The following is a 24,358-nucleotide window of genomic DNA, read 5'->3' as shown; positions in this document are numbered from 1 at the left end:
CGAAAAAGTGGAACCCTTGAAAGGAAGACCGGCAGCAGTAACCTTCATCCACTCGATTTTTTTTAAACTTTTAATCTGCTTTCTGCTGTTGTCGATCGTTCCTTTGACGTTGGCGGGGCTTCTGACCTACAGCAATGTCTCCGATTTACTGACCCGGAAATTAGATAAGGATGCCTCCTCCGTGTTAGATCAGCATTCCAAGGTACTCACCTTTTATCTCAACGACTTGATACGAATGGGCGAGATTTCAAATACAAGCCCGGCGGTCTCTGACTTTCTAAAAAACAAGGATTACGATAACTATCTGCGTTCCTTTCTCCCGCTCGATCAAGTGTTCACCGGCATTCATGTCATCCGGCCTGAAAACGCGGGGATCACTCTGGTAAACGAGCAAGGCTATGTCTATACCTACGGTTATTCTTTGAATCGCGAGCACAGCGGCTTCTACCACTTTAACTGGATTCCGCAGCTGCCTCCGTTATCCATAGAGCACAGGCTGACCCCCCTGCACGATCGGCCGTACAGTAACCAAGAAGCGCAAGAGCAGGTGTTTTCTTACGTGCAGCAGGTGTTCAGCAGGGATTTGAAAGCCAAAGGCCTGCTGATTATCGATTTTAAGCGCGATGTGCTGGCAAGCTTGTTCCAAAGCTCCTCCCTTTCGCATAACGTCCCTGGAGAAACGGAAATCGGCCTGCTGATCACCAACTCAAGCGGTCAATTGTTATATCCCCAAGATACCGGGCTGTTCCGTCCGGAAGAGCTCAAGAACTTAAATATGGCGGAACGGATCACCGACCTTAACGGCGACGTGTATCGGCTGGTTACCCGGACAAACGATGAAACGGGTCTGATATTAACGGGCTATTTTCAGGAAGACAAGCTGTATGAGCCCATCCACCGTATCCGCAATTCGGTCTATTGGATCATTTTGCCGAGCATCGCCTTTTGTCTGCTGGTCTCCTTTTACTTATCCCATCGCATATCCGGCCCGATCCGCTATTTGCAGTACCTGATGGGAAAGGTGGGCCGGGGAGAGTTTTATTCTCTGTTTAAGCTGAAGCGAAAGGACGAGATCGGCCAGCTGGGACTTGGATTTAACCATATGGTGGAGAAGATCAAGGAGTTGATTCAGCTCGTTTATGAAGAACAAAGCAAAAAGCGTGACGCCGAGGTAACCGCGCTGCAGTCCCAGATCAACCCGCATTTCCTATACAACACACTGGAGTCTATCAACAGTTTGGCGCGTAAGCGGAAAGAGCCGCAGATCAGTAAGATGATCGTTCTCTTAGGCAAGCTGCTGAGGGCGTCGATCAGTACGTTCGATACGATGATTCCGATCTGGAGAGAGCTGGAATACGCGGCCTGCTACCTGGAACTGCACCAAATCCGCCTGAAAAAGCCTATTCAATATTCAATCGATATCGACGAAGAGATCCGAAGCTTATTTACGGTGAAATGGATTATTCAACCGATCGTGGAGAACGCCGTTCTGCACGGGTTGGACCCCATTGCAAGTGAAGAGGTCAGCGGACGCATTGAGATCAAAGGCTGGCTGGAGCAGGATGCCGTCTATCTGCAGGTGAGAGATTATGGCGTAGGCCTGGATAAGGCAGCGCTGAAAGAGCTGCGCCACAACCTGGAGTATCACTCAGAGAATCTCACCAAGTATGGACAAAAAGTGGGGATCCTTAACGTTCAGTCGCGAATCCGTCTCCACTTTGGAGAGACGTACGGGCTGTCCGTGGACAGCGCTCCCCAGCAGGGCATGAATGTTACCATTAAACTGCCTAGGAGGTTCGGCAATGAGAACAATTAAACTGTTGATCGTGGACGATGAATGGATGATCTCTGACAGCTTGCGCTCGATGGAGGAGTGGAAAGAGCGGAACATAGAGGTGGTCGGCACGGCTTCCAGCGGAAGAGAAGCCTTGCAGTGGGTGGAGCAGGGAGACCTGGATATGATCCTGACAGATATCCATATGCCGGACATGAGCGGTCTGGAGCTGCTGCAGCGTCTTTATGAAACCAAGCCGGGGATCAGCGTCATTCTCATCAGCGGGTACGAGGAGTTCACCTATGCCTGCACCGCCCTGCGGTATCAGGCAAAAGGATATGTAACCAAGCCGATTGATACCGATGAGCTATTCTCCATTGTAGACAGCCTTCTGGACACGGAAACAAAAAAGGGAGAAGAATCAGGCGATGCCGAGTCTCCCAAAACGTATCACGAAGCCATTGTGGAACGAGCCATTACCTATATGAAAACAAATCTGGACAAGCCTCTTTCGTTAAAAAGAACGGCGGAGGAGGTCCATCTTACCCCCCATTATTTCGGACAAGTATTTAAAGCGGTGACCGGAGAGACGTTCGTCAATTATCTCACAGGACTCCGTATGGAAAAGGCGTGCCTGCTGCTGAAAAACCCCGAGCTGAAGCAATATGAAATATGCGAAAGCATAGGGTATCCGGACACTAAATATTTTGCAAAGGTGTTTACCAAATGCTTTGGCATGCCTCCGCGCGAATACCGGAGAGAATATATAAACAAGAGCCGTCAGGCCAAAGATTTAACCCAATTTTAAACATTACCTGCCCGCAGAATTAACCTTGATTCGATATGATGATGGCAAACCAGATGAATTGAGGAGATTATGCAATGCGTATGTTGGAAATGACCCTGGCGGCGCTTGATTTGTTGGTGTTGTTCTATTTTGTTTTTGCCAAGCCAACCTCCCCCCGCAAAACAACGAATATGCTGATTGGCGCCGGATTGCTCACGATTCCGGTGCTGCAGCTGCTTCTGGAAGGCTACCGGTGGCAGCTGGTTCCCCTTTATTTCGTCACTCTCATCCTGCTGGGAAGCATTCTGCTTAGACTATTCAGACCGGTTCCAGCGGTGAAAAAACGGCGTGTTCTCCGGTATATAAACGGCCTTGCGCTAAGCGTGCTGGTTATACTCTCCACCGTTCTGGCTGCAGCTCTGCCGGTCATTGATTTGCCCAAGCCGGACGGAGCCGATGCGGTTGGGACGGCTACCTTTGATTGGATCGACGGGAACCGCGAGGAGACGCTCACAACCGATCCGGGAGATAAACGCGAGCTCGTAGTACAAGTATGGTATCCGGCGGAAAAGACGGACGGCCCGCCGCAGTTTCTTTTTCCCCAGGACCCGCAAATTTTTCACAATTACATCTCAGCTTTTGCCGAAGGGCTTCATCTGCCTGCGTTTGCCCTGGATTACTGGAAGTATGCGCGCAGCCATTCCTTTCATGATGCGCCCGTCCTCCCGTCCCTCAAACCTTACCCCTTGGTTATCATCAGCCACGGCCTGGGCACCAGCCGAATGCTTCATGCCTCGCAAGCCGAAAATCTGGCAAGCCACGGGTATATCGTAGCCGCTATCGACCATACGTACAGTACGGCGGCAACGGCATTTTCGGACGGCCGAATAACAGGATTTAAAACGGAACTCTCTGCCGAGGATATCTATGATAAAGCCCCCGCTATCGGAGAGATATGGACTCAGGATGTGGAATTTGTGCTGAATCAATTAGATTCGCTGAATGCGGGACGGGTGGAAAGTGATTTTAAGGGCAAAATCGATTTGGACAACGTTGGCATTATGGGCCATTCGTTCGGCGGGGCAACCGCCTATAACGCAGCCTATACGATCGACAAAATCAAAGCCGGGATTAACATGGATGGGTCGCTGCTTGAATTGGACCGGGACCAATTGAACAAGCCGTTTATGTTCTTACAGTCCGATGCTTCCGCGAACATAATTGAAGCCCTAGACGATCCTGCGGTTCCTGAGGAAATCCGGGAAAGGTTCGCCAAAGAGACGCAGATTGCCCGCCATGTTGTCGAACGCGGAGGCAAAAGCATTCATATCAAGGGAACGGCCCATTTTAATTTTACAGATCTGCAATTCTATTCGCCGTTAATCAAATATATGGGTATGACCGGCAGCATTGACGGGGACAGAGGGGCTTATCTTGTGAACCGGTACGTTCTGGATTTCTTCGATAAATATTTAAAGGGGGGCGCGGGCGAACTCATCAACGGACCTCATGCGGATGATCCGGAGATTGATTTTCAGACGCTGTAAGGTTTGCCATGTTTTTGAGCGCGATGCGCCGGCAAGAGCACAAGCAGCCCGCTTTCCTGTTAGGAAAAGCGGGCTGCTTTCGCTCATGTAATCAAGTGCCAATCATTGGCATTCGGGTACGATGACTTACCACGCCGACCGCAGCTTCCAGATATCCAGCGACGCGATATTCGCGCTGCCGCCGCTTGCGAAGACTTCCAGCGCAATGCTGGCGGGCTCCGGATAGATATTATTGGTCATGGAGGTCCGGTAATTATCGGTATAAACCTCTACTACACAGGTATCGACAAAAATATGAATTCTTAGCGGCTCTTCCCCCGTTCTCTCCAGAACAGCCGACCGGACGCCCTCGCTCCAGCCGTCGGAGCCGGTGCGGTCAAAGCGCAGCTCGCCGGTCTTCGTATTATAGACGAGCAGCGTCTGCTGCGCACCGTCCTCGGAACCCCTCAGCACGAACCCGATTTCTTCGGCCGTGCAGCCGAACATTTCGAACTCCACCTTAATCTCCAGGCAGTCGCTGCCCACATATTTCGGGATCACCGAAACTTCCGGTGTGACTGCGGTCTGCTCTATATGGTAATGCTCTCTGCGGAGAACCTCCAATTCCTTCACTGGCGTGAATTTCAGCCGGCCATCGCCGTCCAGCTCCACGGTACGCGGGGCCGACATGGCGCCGCACCAGTGATTGACAGCCGTCGGCCCGAAGTCCTTGAACCACGGCATCCAGTCCCAAGCGTTCAGCCAGGCGATGATGATCCGTCTGCCCTGGCCGTCCAAGAAAGACTGCGGAGCGTAGTATTCAAAGCCGAGATCCACATCGCCCATCGTGTCCCAGGTGAACCGGCCGGTTTCATAATCCATGTCCCCGACCAGATAGATGGTTTTGCGTTCTCCCATGCCCATCGGCGAGAACAGCAGCACATAGCGTCCATCCAGAGGGAAGAAATCCGGGCACTCCCACATCGTCCCCATCGTTCCGTCGCTTTCGGCCAGAACGCCTGCGTAGTTCCATCCGCGAAGATCCGGAGATTTGTAGAGCAAAGCCTTCCCTATTCCGTCTTTACCGGAGCCAACGACCATGTACCACGTTCCGTCATGCTTCCAAACTTTCGGATCGCGGAAATCGGCGGAGCCGTCCTCCGGCGGACCGGGAATGACCGGGTTGCCTTCATACTTCTCGAAGGTGATCCCGTCCTGGCTGGTGGCCAGGCACTGGGACTGGATCAGAACGCCGTCTTTAATGACTGTCCCCGTATAGAGAACGGACAAAACGCCGTTGTCGTCAACCGCGCTGCCCGAAAAGACGCCCCCCCGATCATGCAGATCATAAGGCTCGCTTGGGGCGAGCGCGATCGGCAGATGCTCCCAGTGGACGAGATCCTTGCTTTTGGCGTGGCCCCAGTGCATGGCGCCCCATTTGGCCGCATACGGATAATGCTGGTAGAACAAATGATATTCGCCCTTGTAAAAAATCAGGCCGTTCGGATCGTTAATCCAAAATGCTGGCGCCATAAAATGATATTTCAGCCGTCCCGGGTCCTTACCGACGGTGTCCTTGATCCTGGAAATGGACTGTTCCGCCTTTAACAACGCTTCCCGGTGCAGCAACGCTCCTTGAGTTGGTAGCTCCACTAGTATCCCTCCACCCTCTCTTATTTGGACAAGAACGAATCACGCACGCTTTTGCTTTGCATGATATTGCCTTCCGAATGCCAGGACACCCGGTCCGTTTTAATTTGAACCTGCTCTTCTCGCCCTTTGGCATAGCCGTCCATCCGTTCTGCAGCCAGTCTGAAGGATTCTTCCATCTCTTCGTTCAGAGCGGCCGGCTTAAGCGGCCCCGGGCTAGGGAATTGCGGCATCCGCTGAATCCGCTCTTCCACAGGCAGAATGCCGAACGGCTTGGACGGCAGGGTCTGGTACCAGTATGCGGTCGACGACCAGTCGTCGGACAGGTGGTTGGCATGACCGTGCTCGATTGTTACTTTGAGGCTCTCCGAGAAATGCACCGGGTCGGTGATATGAAACCGGTAGGAGACCTGATAGCCCGGAACGTCGCTCTCATGCACAATGGAGCCGTGGAACGGGAACGCATTCTTTTGCATCCCCCAGGCATGGTTGAAATAATCCTCAGCGCCCGTGCCGACAATGCTCGGCAGCTTCTCTCCGTCGATGAAAATCATATCGTCCCCCTCGCCCCACCAGCTGCCCTGGAAATGGGTGACCGAGAGGTTGCAGCCGATATAGTGGCCTTTGCCTTCCGCCTCCAGAATGACGTAATTTCCTTCGCCGTCCAGATTGGCCACCTGGTTAACTTCCGGTGTATTCACCTGAAGATTCGGCCCCCAGCCGTCGCAAGGATTCTCGCGGCGCCACTGCGCATGAAAATAAGCGGTATCATCGCCAAGCGGCTGCTTGTACAGCTCGTAATCGATATGGAAGTACAAGCCGAACGGCACATCATTTTCATTAATGATCTCGATTTTGGCCCGTTTGTTGAAAGGCATCGGCAGATAGCAGTTGACCGAAGCCACGCCGCCGAATTTGAACTGCTCCTCCGGTTTCACCGAAACGGTGAACGGAAGGGAAGCGAAGTTGCCGGGCATGGAATGGCCGATGCAGAAGAAATCGCCATACGGTACAAGCACGCTTGGATGGGACTCATCGTCCCAGGTCATTCGGATCAGCACCTTGCGGTACCAGGCCGGATCGGCCGATTCCCAGGTCACGCCGAGCGCGTTATGGATTTCGTTAACAGGCGCGATATTGCCGCCCCACTCGGGATTCATTACGCTTGGCCCGTGTACCCGGCGGCAGAACGAGGTCATCCAGATATGATTGATGCTGCCCGGTCCTTCCATATCGCCAAGCACGACGGAGCCGCCGGCCGGAATCATCCAATAATCTTGATTTCGTCCGTCCTGATCCCAGCTGGATACGCGAGCCGAGCGGACCTCCTTCACCTGGGTCAATTGACCGAGCAAATTCAACGATTGAGTATGCATGCGTAATCTCTCCTTTAGCGTGAAATAATTTTTTCTATATAAAAGAGTTGTTGCCGATAGGTTGCCAGCAGGTACTTGTTTACCCCTTTACGGCCCCGGCCGTCATGCCTTCGATAATGAATCTTTGAAAGACGGCGAAGAATACCAGCTGCGGGATAATGAGCAGCGTGCTCGCCGCAATGATGCCGCCGTAATCAATGTTAAAGCGGCCTTTGAACTGGGAAATGCCAAGCGAGATCGTGGTCATCGTTTCATCGCTGATTAAGGTGACCGCAAACGGGAACTCGTTCCAGATATACAGCATATTGAAAATGAACACCGTGGCGACCACCGGGATAATAATCGGGAATACGACAGACCTGCCCAGTGTAAGGAGACCGCAGCCGTCGATAACTGCCGCTTCCTCCACCTCTCTCGGAAATCCGCGGAGAAAGCCTGTGAAGAGCAGCGTATTGAAGGAAATTGAAGTCGCGATATAGGGAATGATCAGCGAAGCATACGTGTTGAGCAGCCCGAAGGACAAGGTCAGCCGGTACACCGGGAACAGCAGGATGAACGCCGGTATGGCTAACCCCGCCAGCAGGAACGCGGTCAAGGAATTTCTCAAGCGTTCGGAGCGGAACACCATCCGAGTCAAAGCATAGGAGCTCATAAACGTAATCAACACTTCAATCACGATGGTGATGACGGCGATGATGAACGTATTTTTATACAGCAGCCCCATATTCAGCGTCGTAAACGCCCGCTCGTAATTGTCAAAGCTCAGCGTTTTGGGCAGACTGAACGGATTGTTCAGAATGTCGCTGTTTGTTTTGAATGACAACAGAAGCATCCACAGAAAAGGAAGCAAAACGATAAGGGTGACGAGATAGGCGAGCAGGTTCATGCCGGCACTTCCATTCATACGGCCCTTCTTCATCACTTTCGCCTCTTTTACAGCGGAGCCTGTTGCGGTACCTGATACATAACTCATTGAACTCCACCCCTATTCCTCAATGCTCTTTCTGCTCAGGGTCATATAGATCAGGGAAAAGACCAGGGTCAGCAGAAAGGTAACCGTGGCAATGGCCATGCCGTAACCGTATTCGCCCGAGGTAAAGGTGATATTGTACATGTAGGTAACCATGACCTCAGATAAATGATTCGGGCCTCCATTTGTCAGCAGCAGCACGGTTTCAAAGATTTTGAACACACCCGTAATAATAAGGACGACATTAATCTTGACCGTCTCGTTCATCATCGGAATGGTAATCCGGAACATCTGCTGAATCTTGTTCGCCCCGTCCATGGAACTGGATTCGTAGACGTCCCTTGGTATCATCTTGAGTCCGGCCAGAAAGATCGTTGCCAGAAAGCCGATCATCTGCCAGGTAAACACAATGCCGATCGAATACGGGGTCAAGGTCTTCCCGCCAATCCAGGACAGGGCGAACTGCCCGAGACCCAGCTTGGTCAAAATAACGTTGATCAGCCCCATCTGCGGGTCGAGAATGAACACCCAGATCAGGCCCACCAGGATCGGAGCGACAATGCTTGGCGCAAAATTCAGCGCTTTGACGGCGTTGCCCCCTCTCACCTTGACATTGAGCAGCAGGGCGAGCAGGAAAGCTCCCGGCAGAAGCAGCAGCAAGGAGACTGCTAGAACAATCATTGTGTTCTTTAGCGAAATCCAGAACAGGGAATCGTGCCAGAGCCTGCTGAAATTATCCAGGCCGATAAATTTCGCCGCGCCTATGCCCGTATATTCGGTCAGGCTGTAGTAGAAGGAAATGAGCACGGGCATGATGATGTAACCCAGATAGACAATCATTGTAGGGATCAGCATGAAAAAAATCGTTCTTCGTTTACTAAGCCAGATCATTTCTTTTCCCCCCATCCGACAGATGTTGCTCCGCTTCCCGTATCCGGTTTGCCGTTATACTCTGAAATGGCTTCGGACCGGACCGAACTGGCAGAGACAATCAGCAGAAGGATCAGCGCGCCCAGAGCAAAGCTTCCAATCATGACATCAACCGCCTTTCCCGGGTTGGGTATCGGCTGCCGCCGGACGCCGGAGCGCCGGCAGCAGCCTGTGCTTATCCAATTACTTCGCGACTTTCTCGTCAATCAGATCCAGCGCTTGTTCCGGCTTGTAAATGCCGTTGATGACGCCGTAAATGCTGTCGTTAAGCTGATTGGCCACCGCCTCACTTACCACGAGATCGGGCTGCGCCTTCGCCCGTTCCCAGCCCGGCTCATTCAGCTTGCTGATCACTTCCGCATATACCGGATATTTCGCCTTGTCCACGGTTCCCGTATACTTCACGACCGGCGGCGCCTCGTTCTCGGCCATTACCGCCGCGCCTTCCTGGCTGTAGAAGTAGGCGAAAAACTTCTGAACCGCGTCATACTTGGCCGGGTCATCTTTCACTTTGGCGCTTGCGACCAGCGGAGCCGCGGCGACAGCCATGGCAATCTTCTGGTTGCCTACTCCGTCGGAGAAGGTCGGGCCCCAGGAGAAGCCGGCTGTTTTGCCGATCGGGCTGCCTTCAATCTTCTTCGTCTCCCATACGCCGGCATCCAGCATGGCAGCCTTGCCGCCGGTGAACATTTCGACCGCCTGGAAGTAGGACAGCGTCGAGACATTTTCCGGGAAAGCCCCGTTCACCCGAAGCTCGTCAATCTTGTTGAACAGCTTCAAAAAGTCGGGATTGTTGAATTTCTCTTTGCCGCTCTCGATGTCGGCGATTTTGTCAAAGAATCCGTACCGGGTCAGCATGCCGAGAAAAGCCCATGTACTGAACGTATCCTTCGAGCCCTTTGCAATGGTAACGATGTTATTGGCTTTGAACACTTTCGCCGCCGCCAGCAGCTCCTCATACGTTTCCGGCACTTTGACTTTGTATTGATCAAACAATGCCTGGTTGTACCATAATCCCGTCACGAGCGCCTGATACGGCAGCCCGAACTGCTTGCCCCCATCCTGGTAGTCGCTTACCATTTGGGAATCAATGCTTGAAGCAATATCGGGATTGCTCTTCAGGAAATCGGTCAAATCCAGCAGCAATCCCGCCTGGTTCATTTCCTTGGCCGGAGCCGGCAGCATCCAGAAAATATCGGGAAGGTTCCCCGACTGGGACATCATTTTCATTTTCTTGACATGCTCCTGAGTTTCCGCTCCCGTAAGATCGATCTTGATATCGGGGTATTTCTCCTGGAACTTTTGAATGATCCCGTACATATAAGGCTCTTGATCCTTGACGTTGGCTACGTGCATGGCAATAGATAAAGTGACCGGACCCGCCTTTGATGAAGCGTTTTCATTTTTGGGAGTGCTATTGCTTCCGCAGGCTGCCAAACCGAGAATCAACAAACATGCCATCAGAACAATCAGAAATCTTTTCTTCATAGCTCGCATGTCCCCCTCTGTATCGAATTCTTCAAGATGGCAAATATTGCTTCTGCCTTTGAAGTACACCTTTATCGTAACCCTATTTTTAGGCTGCGTATTTAGCATAGCTTATTTTTTATTTAACATTTATTGCTTTTGTGATACGCTTTCATTTAGAGAGGGGAGGGCTTGATTATCATGATCCTGCACCAGATTTCGCCTTACATCCGTGTAGCCATGGATAATATTGTGGAAGATTCCTGGGTTATAAAAGAGAGGCAATTGTTCGATTATGAGCTGCTGTACATTATGGAGGGCAAGGTGATCGTGACGATCGAGGATGCGGTTTATGAAGGCGTTCGCGGCGATATTTTTCTGTTCCGGCCGAAGCAGCGGCATAAAATTAAAAAGGTCGGCAAACAGCGCCTCCGCCAGCCCCATATCCATTTCGACTTCTTCTATACGGAAGACAGCGAGAAGGTAAAGGTGTCGTTTCGGCCGATCGAAGAGATTGAACCCGAGGAATTGGCCTATTTCCGGCCGGATATTATCGATGAGATGCCCGTCCCCTTATCCAGCCATCTCCGGCTGAAGAATCCGGTGCTCATTGAAAAAATGCTGCTGGACATCATCTACGAATACGAAACGAAAATGCCGTACTACGAGTTCAAGGTCAAAGGCTTATTCATTCAGCTGTGGATTCAGCTGCTCCGCGAAAGTTACTGGAGCCTCAACTCCCATGTCGAGACTAATATGCATTCCCTGATGCACATTAAACAATATCTGATGCATAATACGAACCGCAAAGTCAGTCTGGATGAAATCGCAAAAATGTCCGGAATCAGCAAGCACTATCTGGTCCGCCTGTTTCAGCAGGCTTTCGGCATGAGTCCCATTCAGTACCACCAGCTCATGCGCGCCCACGCCGCGAGGCATATGATCCAGTTCACCGCCGACCCGCTGACCATCATCGCCGAGAACATGGGGTTTTCCAGCATTCACGCGTTCAGCCGCTTTTTCAAAACCGTCGAAGGCAAGAGTCCTTCTTATTACCGCCGGAAAAGCTAACACTCCTTGCTGTTCTCTGTTATGTTAAGGAATGATGTTTGATTTTGAAATGACGGCTCATCAAATTATTTATTCAAAAAAGAATCCCAATCCTACTGCATACCTTCAAACATTTCGGCACGGTCGAGATAAGCGACCTAAAGGTACACCATGCTCCACTTACGCCTCTTTCTGCAAAACTCCATCTTTCAAACGAATGATACGGTTGCCGTACACGGTTGCTTCTTGAGAGTGCGTCACTTGAATAATGGTTTTGCCACGTTCTTTGTTGATTTTTCTGAACAGTTCCATAATCTCCATGCCGGTTGTGCTGTCAAGATTGCCTATCGGTTCGTCGGCCAGAATGAGTTCAGGCCCATTGATTAATGCCCGAGCAATTGCCACTCTTTGCTGCTGTCCACCGGACAGTTCCCTTGGTGTATGTTTTCGTCTTTCCGACAGGCCGACAATTTCGATAATGCCATCCAACTTGTCCCGATAGCTGCTTTTAGGCTTTCCATCCAGCAGCATGGGTAGCATAATATTTTCTTCCACACTCAGATTTGGGATTAAATTATAAAATTGAAACACAAATCCGATGTCCCGCCTTCTCATAATGCTTTCATCCTTGTCTTTCATAACGGAAATTTCCTTGCCAAGTATCTCGATTCTACCTGCGCTCGGTTTGTCTAAGCCGCCTATTAAATACAATAATGTACTTTTTCCAGACCCGGAGGAGCCCATAATACTAATGAATTCACCCTTATTGATTTGAAGATTCACGTTTTTCAAAATTTCAGTCGAGATACCTCCCATTTCATAACTTTTAGATACATTTTTAGTTTCAACGATAATACTCATTGCGCTCTCCCCTTCTTTATCACCTATTCGTATTTAATTACATTAATAATGTTTAACTTAGATGATTTATTCATTGGGCTGATGGAAGCCACGATTGCGATGCACACCGATGCCAGGAAATATAGCCACACTTGGCTAATCGGATAGAAAATATATACCGGTGGAATGAATACCGCTTTATAAATGTACGGGAGAAGCCATATTAGCAGATAGCCTCCTAAGCATCCAAACACGCCACCCATTAAACCAAGTGTTAACGATTCAATAAATATCATTTTAACGGTCTGAACCTTGCTCATGCCGATTGAACGAAGCATCGCTAGATTTCGTCTTCTCTGGATAAGATTGATAACCAGATTATTGAACACACCAACAATGCCGATCAGCATAGAGAGAAACGCAAAGCCTTTTAATATATTAAATATCTGCTTGTTGCTCTTGACGTTTCCCTGCTGCCAGTCTTTCACCGTTACAATTTGAGGTCGATCAGAGAAAAACTTCCGTTCCAAATGTTTAGAAACCGTACTTGGATTTTGATTTGTTTTAATATAAATGTTCGAATACGTTGTCGCACCCAAATCCTGTTTCATATACTTCTCGGAAATCAATGCATAATTGCCCGTATACATCAGCGTGTTGAAGCTGCCTTGAACTTTATATTCTTTATTTCCCTTAGGAAATGCCAGCGTAATTGTATCCCCGTCTTTTACGCCGAGCCTTTCTTTTACCTGCACGGCAAGCAAAATATTGCGCTCGTTATCCAGCTTTTTTAACTGTCCCTTGAGATCGCCATCCATATCTATTTTCCAAAAATCAAGGTGCCGGGCGGAATCCACACTGTCTATGGCAAGAATATCTCCGTTCTTATCAACTACTTTTACATTTTTCGCTTCATAATTCGCATATACGTCTTGTACCCCATCCACTTTCCGAATATCGTTCACAAGTTGTTGATCCGCTCCGGCGGCGGCCATCTTAATATCAAAGGTGGAACTTTCTGAATACAAATTTGTAGTTGCTGTCAAGACGCTATTGCTCGCCGTATTAACAAACATAATCGAAGTGATGCCAATTGCGATTAACGATATCGTATTCATCATATTGCTATTGCCTCTAATGTTCTTCAACGCGAGCGGCCCTACATTGCCGAAGATGAGAGCATAAAGCTTCTCAAGAATTGCAGCAGCAAGTTCAGTCAAGAAAGGAACTACCAGCGTTACTGCCACTCCTGCTAATATAACGCTGACACCTACAACCGCTACGGCTAATTGGCCGGTGACCATTGGCGCGAATATCACAATCATTGCAATAAAGACAAGGCCCATAATGAATTTCTTTGTTTTCCCTAAATCCTTTAACTCGGTAAGGCTTAATATAACTTCTTTAAGAGGAATTTTTGATGTTTTAAGAATAGGCATGAGCGAGCTTCCCAAGCACAACACAATAGCAAATAGGGAGGCTGCAACTATATGTACTGGCGAGAACTGAATCATCATTTGGGACTGCTTAATATAGCTTGGAGTAGTCATGGACGTAATATAGTAAAGAATGACAACACCGAAAGCACTGCCTAATACTGCACCAATCACGCCATAAAACAGACTTTCCGCAATGAGTAATAAATGAATGACTTTCTTTGTCGCTCCTATGCTTCTAAAAGTTCCTACCATTGGCAGCCGCTCAATCGTCAGAACTTTAAAGCATGTATATATAATGAATATGCTCATAAACGTGACTACGACAACCATCACCATCAACGCGGTACTTAGAACGCTAGTTTGACTTTTAATATCCTCTGGAGATACAGGATCTTTCACCATTTGATTCTTATACACACCTGACAGCTCCGTAATGGCTGCCGACTTATCATTGACGTCCGCAAGTTTAATATTCACATAATTAACCAGACCATTTGCCTGATATATTTGACTGAGCGTTTGTTTCGGCACGATCGCCGAGTAGAACTGGGACTCATCCATAAAATAACCCACCGGATAAGAAATTCCGTAAATATGGAAGGATTGCTTTTTGCCGTTAACCTCCAAATAAAGAGCATCGCCTATGCTGAGCTTAAATTTATCAACCATCCCCTGGCTGACAATGATCTGATTCCCCTCGAAGGGCTGGTCATTTTGTTTGTCTACGTACGTAATGGGGTTCAGTTTTTCAAGCTCATTCTCCTCCAACCCATGCAGGTTAAACCAGTTTATGTTATTATCCTTTGTTATAAATATGGCCGGGCTCTGGATTTCCCCGATGATATAGGTTGTGCTGTTGCTCAATTTCTCAGCCTTATCTGCCGAGAAGAACGAGGTAGTATTATCCCCATTCTTAATTACAATATCTGCATTGCCTTGCGCATTTTCCAGCTTCTGTGTATATACATGGGTCAACGCATTCGAAATCGTAATAGAGGAAAAGAAGAGCGCAGTGGAAATCAAGATAGAAAATATAATTAGACCTGTTCGAAATTTTCTTTCAGCAATATTTTTGATAATACTTCTAGCAATAATATTCATAATTCGCTCCCCACAGCCATTTTTCTTTCGAATAAACCATGATTATATTTCTTTTTTTGAAATAAAATACCATCCCATTGCAAAAAAGAAGCCCGCAACAACTAAAGTTAACAGTGTTCCCACAACGATGTTCGGATTCATAATGACAGCCGTCAGACCCTCTACAAAAACGGTTCTCAGCGCTTTAATGGACAAAACGGAGGACAACACTCCCGCTATAATCAAGCTGAGAACAATTCCGAGCTTGCTCTTAAGAGAAGTGACAATGAAGCTGAAAAACGAAATAGCGAGTAAATAGGTCGCGAACTGGTATACGAACATGCCCCATTTCCCATGTTGATTCCAATTAAGAATTTCAATAATATTAAAGTAGTTTTTGTAGTTAATAAATATATTAATTTCAAATAAGTACCATATTATATTAAAAAAAGAGAAGACGGCTGTGAATAGGAGATAAGTAACTATGCTACCTATATAATATTCCTTGCGAGATGCTCCCAGATTCAGAATTCGTTTGAATAAGATAAGGGGTAATATGATAGCCATAACAATGAGGAAGGATGTCGCAATATTGCCTGCCGACACTTCAGGATTTTGATTAAGCCCGCTCATGCCCAAAATAGAGTTGATCAGAAAGTGGAGTCCCTCCAATCCAATAATAATGAATAAGTACGGCTTCAACAAGGAATATGCGCCGTTTACAACGCCCCGAACTCTAGTCATGTTTCCTCACCCCTTCTACCAGATCGGTAAATAGCTTCTGAAGTGACATTCCTGCAATAGAAATGTCTAGTTTCTGGGAATCCCTCTTCTCTGTGTCACTGATTTCATCAAATACACTAGCGACTTCTATGTTTCCGTAATTTTCTATGTTCAATATGTTCTTATTGCTTAAGAAATCTTTAAGCGCAGCAGGCTTGCCTGATACAATATGGGCTTTGCTCCGAATAACTTCCATAGACTCGTTCAGCAGTATGCTTCCTGTATGAAGGATATAAATTTCTTCAACAATTTTAGAAATTTCATCCAATAAGTGGGTTGATAATATTATTGTACGCGGATGATCTGCATAATCCCTTAACAGCACATTATAAAATTGTTCTCTCATAATGACATCCAAGCCGAGCACAGGTTCATCGAACAAAGTAATCGGGGCCCTGCTTGCTAGTCCGATTATATTTCCGACTAGCGACTGCGCGCCTCTAGATAATTGGCTTATTTTTTTATTGGGATTCACATCGAACAGCTGCAGCAATTCTTTGGTAAACGCCCAGTCCCAATTCTCATAAAAGGGAGACGCCACTCTCAATATTTCTGATACCTTTAAACGGGGAAAATGAATGTTTTTCTCCCTTACATAACACATGCCCTTCGGTGTATCGCCCTTTTTTAAGACCTCTTCTTGAACCTTGATCGTACCGTCACTCGGAAACAGTCCGCCGCTGAGCATATCCATCAGCGTTGTTTTGCCTGCTCCATTTGGCCCGAGCAAACCATAGATTATATTGTCTTTGAACAATAAATCAACATTTCGAATAGCGTGTAAATTCCCATAAGTTTTAACCAGCTTCTTGGATTCCAATACAATCGCCATTGAGGTTACTCCTTTAGCCCATTATTAATCATGTCAATAATATCTTCAGTTGTTAGATGAATTTTGTCAGCCTCTATCAAGAGCTTCATAACATAATCATGATAAAATGTTTTTCTTCTCTTGCTTAAAATTTTCGCCTTGGCTCCCGGCGCAACAAACATTCCTAGCCCTCTTTTTTTGTAGAGAATCTCATTATCAACAAGCAAGTTTATTCCTTTAACAGCAGTCGCCGGATTTATATGGTACACATTGGAAAACTGCGTTGTTGACATAATCTGCCCATCCTCTTCATACGTTCCGTTAAGGATTCCATCCTCAATCATTTCAGCGATCTGCTGAAAAATCGGCTGCCCTTCATCAAAGCTAGCCTTCAATTAGATCACCCTTCACTCAGCTGGTTAGTTACTTATGTAACTAACCATATAACACAAATTTTTCCTTGTCAATTTTTTTCAGGGATTTTTTTGAAAAAACATGGATTGCCCCCGGGCCAGACTATGATGAGTAAGCCATCATAGTCTTGTTCTCATGTTCCTGCATGGGCTATACGGAGGAGAAAGAACCAGGCTGTATCCAAATACTTTTGCCGGACTCTTCCGGTATCTTTTGTTGACCCTTACTGCGACTTATCTATGAAAGCAAGTATGCAAAAAAAATTGCACAGCCACCCGTAGGAGTTCTTATTTGAACAGGCTCTGCCCGTTGGTCTCAATCACTTCCTTGTACCAGTGGAACGACTTCTTGCGGTATCTCGCGAGCGTGCCCGAACCGTCGTCATGGCGGTCCACATAGATGAAGCCGTAGCGTTTCTTCAATTCGGCGCTTGTTGCGCTGACCAGGTCGATGCAGCCCCAGCTCGTATACCCCATGACTTCAACGCCGTCCGCAACAGCTTCCGCGACTTGAACGAGGTGATCCCGCAAATAATTGATCCGGTAGTCGTCCTCCACCGTCTTGTCGCCGCTCTCGTCCGTCACAAGCCGGTCGACGGCGCCAAGACCGTTCTCCACGACAAACAGCGGCTTCTGGTACCGGTCGTAGTACGCGTTCATGATGTAGCGGAGACCCTGCGGGTCGATCTGCCAGCCCCAATCGCTCGCTTCGAGATATGGATTCGGGACCCCGCCCAGCAGATTGCCTTCTCCTCTGATCTGTTTCTCCGGGTCGGCCGTTTCGCAGGTGCTCATATAATAACTGAACGAAATGAAATCCACGGTATGCTTCAGGGTCTCTTCGTCTCCCGGCTCGAAATGAATGTCAATGCCGTTCTCTTTGAAGAAACGCTTCATGTAGCCCGGGTAATAGCCTCTGGCATGGACATCGGCAAAGAACGTATTTTCGTGATCGCTCTCCATGGCCTTGATCACATCGGCTGGATGCGGTGTGAGCGGATAAATCGGCATGCTGAGCACCATGCACCCGATTTGGAAATCCGGATTGATCTCATGCCCGATCTTCACGGCGAGGGCGCTTGCCACGAATTCATGATGAATCGCCTGATACAGATCCTGCTTGCCAAGCTTCTCTTTCGGGGTGTTAATCCCGCCGCTCATAAACGGGAATTCCAGAATGGAATTAATCTCGTTAAAGGTCAGCCAATATTTCACCTTGTTTTTGTACCGGGTAAAAATCGTTCTCGCATAGCGCGTATAAAAATCAACCAGCTTGCGGTTGACCCAACCGTCGTATTCCCTTGCCAGGTGCAGCGGCGTCTCATAGTGGGAGATGGTGACCAGCGGCTCGATGCCGTACCGATGACACTCGTCGAACAGGTCGTCGTAGAACCGCAGGCCTTGTTCGTTTGGCTCCAGCTCGTCCCCTTTCGGGAAAATCCGGGACCAGGCGATGGACGTCCGGAACACCTTGAAGCCCATTTCGGCAAACAGCTTGATATCTTCTTTATACCGGTGATAAAAATCGATCCCGATCAGCTTCATGTTATCATCGGTAGGGACTTCCGTAGGAGGCGCCTTGATTCCATGCGGCATGACGTCCTGGGTAGACCAGCCTTTGCCGTCTTCCTGATACGCCCCCTCCAGTTGGTTCGCGGCAACCGCGCCGCCCCACAAAAAGCCTTCCGGAAATTGCAAACTCATGTTTCTTCCCGCCTTTGTTATTGTGATAGTATAGGATAACGTCCATATCCCGCATCCTAAACCTTGGAACGCGTTACATGTCAAGCATTTTTTATGCGAAAGGAGAACCAGCCGATGTCCACTCTTGACGAGATTGCCAAGCTGTCGGGCTTTTCCAAAGCCACGGTGTCCAGGGTCCTGAACCACTCCCCTCATGTCAGCCCCGAGACCAGGGAGAAGATTCTCGCCATAATGGAAGAGACGGACTATGTGCCCAACCGGAACGCTATTTCTCTATCCAAAGGCCAAACCCAGCAAATCGGCATGATCACCATGGACCTAAGCGAGCTTATCCTGCGCTTTATGAACGGCTTCGTCGAAATCTCCGGCCGGTACGGGTTTCAGACGATTATTTATACGACCGGCGGGGATAAGCAAAAGGAGCTTCAGGCCTTCGAGGATCTCAAAAGAAAAAGAGTCGACGCCCTGCTCATTCTGACCTCCGTAAATGATACGAATGTCATATCTTCTTACTGCAAATATGGGTCGATCGTGTCGTGGCAGCGCATGGACCATCCGGAAATACCGTCGGTCGCCATGAATCAATATGACGGATATGCCCTCGCCCTGGAGCATTTGATTGAGCGGGGCTATACACGTATCGCCAATGCTTTCGGCCGCCCCAGCAGCATCAATACCCGGAGCAGACGGCTGGCCTATGAGCAACTCATGGCCAAGTATAGTCTTCCTGTGAATGAGAAATGGTACTACTCCTCTATTTACAGCATCCGTGACGGCGAACAGGTGGTGAAGTCCCTGATGGAGAGAACGGATCGGCCGGATGCGATTCTATGCTCCAATGATTTGGTGGCGGCGGGCGTTCTCAGCGAAGCGCGCAGACAGAGACTGGACGTGCCCAGGGATCTGGCAATCGTCGGTTTTGACAATTCGGAGTTGTCGCGGACCCTCGGAATCACAACCGTCCGGAATCCAATTTCGGGCCAGGCGGAGAACGCTTTTCTTCTGCTGGCTCCATCGCTGCTTGGGCGGAACATGGAGCTGCAGCCGCTCTCGTTCAGCCTGGTGAAACGGGAGACTACATAGTCGTTTATACCCACAACGCATTATGTTAACCAGTCAAAAAGGACCATTCCTTGCTTTATGACTAACAATTCATCTTCACTGGGCCGATACTACTATTGAACCGCTGTTCAGGTTTTTTATAGGTTGTATCGGCTATCATCGTCCTACATAAAACAGCCCTTTTCTCCCACCTTTCTCTCCCCTAATGCCCATGCAGCCGCAGCGTTTTTATATAGATTTGTCGCCTGCCGCTGTGGTCCCATTTTTACATCTTTTGCACCATTCAGCTTCACCCATTGTGACAAAGGCAAACTTGTCGAAAGGCAAGGACGCAAAGCCATAGGGCCTTCTTCATCTCCACTTTCGGAGAACGAGGGTGGCAGCCGTGCTGCCGGAAAAAAAGAATGTCCTTGAAGCTGCGCCCGTTATGGAGCGCGGCAGCCTGGCATTCCGGGGGAAGAGCTTTTTGAACGATTGCTGCCGTTTGAACGATTGCCGCGTTTGTTAAAAGTTATTCCTCCTCCGCCCAATCCGGGCGCCGATCTGCTTACCCGAGCAAATCGGCGGCGTAAAGGGATATATTGAACCGGAGGAGAATTCACCATGATGAACCAATCCCAATCAAAGTGTCAACCTGTCCACGATTTACCTAGAAAGACTGCAAGAAAGACTTCACGTTCCCGTTTCCATTTCCTCGCCAAAGGCATCACCGCGCTTATGGCGCTGGGACTTGCCATCGGCAATCCTTCCATCCCGGCCGGCACGGCCTTCGCCGAACAGCAGACGGCCGTCTCCGCGCCTGTTACTGTTGAGCAAGACGTTTACGGCAATTCCGCAGCCGCCATGCAGCCGGAGTCCTTGCCCGCCGGACCCGTCTGGACCATCGGCGCCCATGACGGAAGCTCCGCCGAATTTTCCGATTTCAAAGCCATGACCGCTTCTTATGCCGTCTATTCGCCGGATACCGAACCAAGCACAAGCGGCTGGAAGTCGTTCCCGAAAGGCATGAAGGCCAGCATCAACAAAACGGTCAGCCTCAATTACTCGCTGCCAAGTCTGCCCGCATACGGGCTTGAGTTCGACGTTCACATTCTGAACGCCTATATTTCCGTCCCCCAAATGGCCGTATATTCTAACGGCAGGCTGGCGGGGCTCCTGCAAATTGCCGGTACGTCCGGCAGCGGCGGCGCCTACGCTTACCGTGACCTTTACCGTTTGTATATACCGAACGAACTGCTGAAGACCGGAGACAATACACTGAATCTGGAGGTATACGCCGGGTCCTATTCGGGTACTTCGGGGAATGCGTACCTGTGGTACGAATGGGACGAGCTGTCGATGACCGCTCTCTCCGCCCCGGCCTCCGAGCCAATCCACGGCCGGTATGTCCATCTGGGCACCGCCATCACCAATTCGTTTGTAATGAACGACGATGTAACCCGACTCCTGCCCGATTTGACGGAATGGCTCGGCATTGCCTACAGCGGGAATATGATGCGGACAGGCTTATGGTCCGACACGAGGAAAATGTGGGAAAACGGCATCGTCTCATACCTCCAGACCATGAAGGATCTGAATCTGCAGCCGGTGGTCGGGATCTTCGGCACGGACTTCATGAACAGCGCCGACATGACCGCAGGCCACATGCCTGACAGCATGAAGACATATTACCGCCAGTTCATGGCCGATTATGGCTCGTATTTCTCCTATCTTGAAATGGACAATGAGCCTGGCGTGTTCAATCATAATCAGTCCTCGCTCGTGGAAATGGCCCAGTTCCTGAAGTCGGAGCAGGCCAACACCCCGTGGGTCAAGATGGTCGCTCCCGGCTGGGCCTACTGGCCGACCAAGGGAACGCCGTACGGCTGGGAGCGAGACCCCGCGCAGCGGCGGCCGATCGAGGCGCTGTCGGACCTGACGAACGGCCACAGCTACGGGCTGTCCGGCCTTGCGCAGGGGCGCGGCGGAGCCCTGAACGAGAATCTGCTTACCTATAACGGCGGCACGGACGAAGGGCTCCCGAAGGAAATGGTCATGACCGAATCGGGAGCGAACGATCTGCACGCCGACCAGAGCAAGTTCGGCGCTTCGGCGTATAAATTCGCCGCCGTCTTCGACCGGGAAATGCGCGGGGACATCGGCTACGCGGACCATATCATGCAGCATACCGCTTTCGATTCGTCTTCCCCGAATTATGCACTGTTTGCCCGTCCGGCCAATTGGAGTACGCACCGGGCGGCCGACACGGCAGCCTGGGCGGCCAATTCGGCAGAGGGCGGCGAGACCCGGCTGCGCACCTTCCGCCGCTTGGCGGCGGCGTATGCGACGCACGGCGCGCCGCTGCCCTACACCTTCCTGAGCGGCGACGAATCCGCCGGCCGCAAGATTTATGTCCGCGCCGTCGATACGCGTGCGCTCGGCGCGTCTCCGGTCGGCGCCTCGTCCGACAAGCGGATCATCAGCGTGGTGAACTTCGAGCCAGCCGGTACTCCGGCGCGCCATGTGAGCGTCCGGGTCACGCTGCCAGAGAGCGGCACGTACCGGGTGGAGCAGTACCGGGACGGCAGCACGCTCGGCGCCGCCTATTCGGTGGATGACCGAAGCGTGTCACCCTACCTGGACCTTGACCTGACCGTAGCCGCCGGTGAAGCGGTTCAGCTCTATTTGACGCCGAAGGAAGATCAGACGCCGGAGAAGCCGGTCATGGCCGGCGCGGCCATGGCGGCATGGAATTCCGCCGCGATTGATTGGAACGAAGCGGCGGACAACCGGGGAACGACCGGTTACCGCCTGTACCGCGACGAAGAGGAAATCGCGGAATTGCCGTCTTCGGTGACGCAGTTCACCGATACGACGATCGGCTACGACCGCACCTACTCGTATACGGTTCGGGCCGTCGACGATTCCGGCAACGTCTCCGCCCCGAGCGACCCGGTGCAGCTCACCGTGCCGGATATGCCGGTTACCCCTGGCGGTCCGGTGTACGAGGCTGAGAAGGCTCAGCTTGGCGGCATCGCCAAAACGGCGGTAGACTACGCCGCCTCCGGCGGCGGTTATGTTCGCGATATGCACGGGAACGGATCGAGCATCAGCATCATCAACATCATGCCGGGAGCCGGCAGCTATACGCTCCGCATCGGTTACGCCACCTCGGCGGACGCGACATTGAATCTGTATGTCAACGGCAAGATGATCAAGAAGCTGGCCTTCGTTTCAACCGGCAAGAACTTGGGCTCCGGCGCCTATAAAAGCATAACGGCCGATGTCACGCTTATCGATGGACCGAACACGATCATGCTGCGGCATGACGGCAGCAACACGGGAGGCGTCAATATCGACTATGCGGAGCTCACTCCCAAGCAGTCGTCAACGACCGAGTCCGGCTGGCACGATTACGCCTTTAATGATACGGGCGTCTACTATTCTCCGGGTATCCAGACCAATGACAACGGAAGCTGGAACGAAACCGAGGCTCCGGCAGAGGTCGCATCCTTCGGCTTCACGGGAACCGGCATCCGCTGGCTGGCTAACGTGCAGAGCAATTTGGGCAGAGCGGATGTATATATCGATAACGTGCTGCAGGGCACGATTGACCTCACCGCCGCCGATCTCGAAGGCTACAATAAAGTCGTATTTGAGAAAAATAATCTGCCGGACGGCGACCACACCCTGCGGATCGTCACCTCGGAAGGCAAGGTAACTTTTAACCGCTACAGCGTCAACGGTCTGCAGCAGTCTCTGCGGCTGGCGAACTAGAACTAGATGCTGCAAGCCCAGCGACGCGCCTGTTAACCGCAAACAACCCCGCTCCGATATCTAATCGGGCCGGGGTTGTTCATGTTTTGCCATCTTCCGACCGCATCCTCACGCCTCGGCTAGTGCAGTGATGAAATGCAAAATATGAAGCGGAATGTCCCCGATATGGATTGGATGCTGTTGCAAAGGGGGGCTAATCTAAATTACAATTCACAACAGGGGTCTTCAGACGGTCATTGGTAGGTTCAGAAAAATAGATAAGGAGTTTGAGAATGAGAAGAAAAATTTTAATTACTGCGGCTTTGATTGCTGTCGTTTTAGGAACGTACGTCATCGCAGGCGGAGCCAAAACAAAGGAGACCGCAAACCAGACGGTCCCGAGCATCAAACAATTGGTGAATGATTACAGCTCAGGAAACCTTGATGCTAAATCTGCATCGATTACATCGCATGAACTCACCGTGACAGCAGACAACAATGACAAATCGACCTACAGCCTGCCTGATAACGAGTTTTTCGTTTCCATTGCTCCATATGTCAACAAGACGCATCCCTGCGCTACTCATAACTTGACCGGCTGCCAGGGAGAAATGGCGAATGAGAAATTCAACGTAACCATAACGGATTCGGACGGCAAAGTCGTGATTAAAGATGTATTCCAAACTTTCGGCAATGGATTCATCGATTTCTGGCTCCCGCGCGACCAAACCTTCGACGTCAAAATTGAGCAAGGCGGCAAAAGCAGCGAATCCAAAATCTCAACTTTTGAAGACGACAACACCTGTGTTTCCACCATGCAATTGACTTAATGATGAAACTCAGTTCAGCGTCAACGCAACGCGGCGTGATCTCTTTATTCTTGATAGTTCCGTTTCGAACCCAGCCTCCTAACGGCAAACAGCCCCGGTCCGATACGTAATCGGGCGGGGGTTATTAATGT

At 50.1% G+C, this 24,358-nt stretch carries 19 protein-coding genes and 1 riboswitch; of the genes, 7 read left to right on the top strand and 12 right to left on the bottom strand.

Features of this window, described 5'->3' with window-relative positions:
- The first annotated feature begins 7 nt into the window (after positions 1-7).
- The 3 genes from EH198_RS07375 to EH198_RS07365 all read left to right on the top strand — a co-directional run bounded on the left by EH198_RS07375 (position 8) and on the right by EH198_RS07365 (position 4,108).
- Entirely contained in the window at positions 8-1,816 is a 1,809-nt protein-coding gene (locus EH198_RS07375) for a cache domain-containing sensor histidine kinase (RefSeq protein WP_124694911.1), read from the top strand.
- A complete protein-coding gene (locus EH198_RS07370) occupies positions 1,803-2,582 on the top strand; it encodes a response regulator transcription factor (RefSeq protein ID WP_185702790.1) in 780 nt (259 codons plus the stop codon). Before EH198_RS07375 ends, EH198_RS07370 begins: the two co-directional genes overlap by 14 nt.
- 74 nt (positions 2,583-2,656) lie before the next feature.
- On the top strand, positions 2,657-4,108 hold the full coding sequence (locus EH198_RS07365) for an alpha/beta hydrolase family protein (protein WP_124694909.1): 1,452 nt from the start codon (positions 2,657-2,659) through the stop codon (positions 4,106-4,108).
- A gap of 126 nt (positions 4,109-4,234) precedes the next feature.
- Here EH198_RS07365 and EH198_RS07360 read toward each other — a convergent pair whose 3' ends face one another.
- From EH198_RS07360 to EH198_RS07340, 6 genes are all read right to left on the bottom strand, one after another.
- Complete coding sequence (locus tag EH198_RS07360; RefSeq protein WP_124694908.1) at positions 4,235-5,740, bottom strand: glycoside hydrolase family 32 protein; 1,506 nt, start codon at positions 5,738-5,740, stop codon at positions 4,235-4,237.
- Positions 5,741-5,760: 20 nt separating this feature from the next.
- Positions 5,761-7,113 (bottom strand): glycoside hydrolase family 172 protein, encoded by a 1,353-nt coding sequence (locus EH198_RS07355; protein WP_124694907.1) that lies wholly within the window; start codon positions 7,111-7,113, stop codon positions 5,761-5,763.
- Between the two features lie 79 nt (positions 7,114-7,192).
- The gene (locus EH198_RS07350; protein WP_246014139.1) at positions 7,193-8,086 is read right to left on the bottom strand and encodes a carbohydrate ABC transporter permease; all 894 of its coding nucleotides are present in this window, start codon (positions 8,084-8,086) and stop codon (positions 7,193-7,195) included.
- Between the two features lie 12 nt (positions 8,087-8,098).
- Positions 8,099-8,974: a carbohydrate ABC transporter permease gene (locus tag EH198_RS07345; protein WP_124694906.1), complete on the bottom strand. Its 876-nt coding sequence runs from the start codon at positions 8,972-8,974 to the stop codon at positions 8,099-8,101.
- Positions 8,971-9,117 carry a hypothetical protein gene (locus EH198_RS24530; RefSeq protein ID WP_185702789.1) on the bottom strand — a complete coding sequence of 49 codons (147 nt, stop codon included), beginning with the start codon at positions 9,115-9,117 and terminating at the stop codon, positions 8,971-8,973. Before EH198_RS24530 ends, EH198_RS07345 begins: the two co-directional genes overlap by 4 nt.
- A 79-nt stretch (positions 9,118-9,196) precedes the next feature.
- On the bottom strand, positions 9,197-10,501 hold the full coding sequence (locus tag EH198_RS07340) for an ABC transporter substrate-binding protein (RefSeq protein ID WP_246014138.1): 1,305 nt from the start codon (positions 10,499-10,501) through the stop codon (positions 9,197-9,199).
- A 180-nt stretch (positions 10,502-10,681) separates the two neighbouring features.
- Between EH198_RS07340 and EH198_RS07335 the strand changes: the two genes are divergently transcribed.
- Complete coding sequence (locus EH198_RS07335) at positions 10,682-11,551, top strand: helix-turn-helix domain-containing protein (RefSeq protein WP_124695211.1); 870 nt, start codon at positions 10,682-10,684, stop codon at positions 11,549-11,551.
- Between the two features lie 159 nt (positions 11,552-11,710).
- Here EH198_RS07335 and EH198_RS07330 read toward each other — a convergent pair whose 3' ends face one another.
- The 6 genes from EH198_RS07330 to EH198_RS07305 all read right to left on the bottom strand — a co-directional run bounded on the left by EH198_RS07330 (position 11,711) and on the right by EH198_RS07305 (position 18,600).
- Entirely contained in the window at positions 11,711-12,391 is a 681-nt protein-coding gene (locus EH198_RS07330; protein ID WP_124694904.1) for an ABC transporter ATP-binding protein, read from the bottom strand.
- Between the two features lie 23 nt (positions 12,392-12,414).
- A complete protein-coding gene (locus tag EH198_RS07325) occupies positions 12,415-14,910 on the bottom strand; it encodes an FtsX-like permease family protein (RefSeq protein ID WP_124694903.1) in 2,496 nt (831 codons plus the stop codon).
- Between the two features lie 42 nt (positions 14,911-14,952).
- Entirely contained in the window at positions 14,953-15,633 is a 681-nt protein-coding gene (locus EH198_RS07320) for a hypothetical protein (RefSeq protein ID WP_124694902.1), read from the bottom strand.
- Positions 15,626-16,504: an ATP-binding cassette domain-containing protein gene (locus EH198_RS07315; protein WP_124694901.1), complete on the bottom strand. Its 879-nt coding sequence runs from the start codon at positions 16,502-16,504 to the stop codon at positions 15,626-15,628. Before EH198_RS07315 ends, EH198_RS07320 begins: the two co-directional genes overlap by 8 nt.
- A 5-nt stretch (positions 16,505-16,509) precedes the next feature.
- On the bottom strand, positions 16,510-16,878 hold the full coding sequence (locus EH198_RS07310) for a GntR family transcriptional regulator (RefSeq protein ID WP_124694900.1): 369 nt from the start codon (positions 16,876-16,878) through the stop codon (positions 16,510-16,512).
- Positions 16,879-17,184: 306 nt separating this feature from the next.
- Positions 17,185-18,600: a glycoside hydrolase family 1 protein gene (locus EH198_RS07305; RefSeq protein WP_124694899.1), complete on the bottom strand. Its 1,416-nt coding sequence runs from the start codon at positions 18,598-18,600 to the stop codon at positions 17,185-17,187.
- Positions 18,601-18,714: 114 nt separating this feature from the next.
- Between EH198_RS07305 and EH198_RS07300 the strand changes: the two genes are divergently transcribed.
- The 3 genes from EH198_RS07300 to EH198_RS07290 all read left to right on the top strand — a co-directional run bounded on the left by EH198_RS07300 (position 18,715) and on the right by EH198_RS07290 (position 24,227).
- Positions 18,715-19,683, top strand: a complete 969-nt coding sequence (locus tag EH198_RS07300) for a LacI family DNA-binding transcriptional regulator (RefSeq protein ID WP_124694898.1) — start codon at positions 18,715-18,717, stop codon at positions 19,681-19,683.
- 275 nt (positions 19,684-19,958) lie between these two features.
- A riboswitch (cyclic di-GMP riboswitch) is annotated at positions 19,959-20,058 on the top strand.
- Positions 20,059-20,268: 210 nt separating this feature from the next.
- The gene (locus EH198_RS07295; RefSeq protein WP_221621493.1) at positions 20,269-23,418 is read left to right on the top strand and encodes a polysaccharide lyase family protein; all 3,150 of its coding nucleotides are present in this window, start codon (positions 20,269-20,271) and stop codon (positions 23,416-23,418) included.
- 272 nt (positions 23,419-23,690) lie between these two features.
- Positions 23,691-24,227, top strand: a complete 537-nt coding sequence (locus EH198_RS07290; protein WP_124694896.1) for a CueP family metal-binding protein — start codon at positions 23,691-23,693, stop codon at positions 24,225-24,227.
- Positions 24,228-24,358 lie beyond the last annotated feature (131 nt).

Origin of the sequence: Paenibacillus rhizophilus (genome assembly GCF_003854965.1) — a bacterium.
Taxonomy (GTDB): Bacteria; Bacillota; Bacilli; order Paenibacillales; family Paenibacillaceae; genus Paenibacillus_AQ; species Paenibacillus_AQ rhizophilus.
This window is presented reverse-complemented; position numbering and strand designations above follow the sequence as displayed.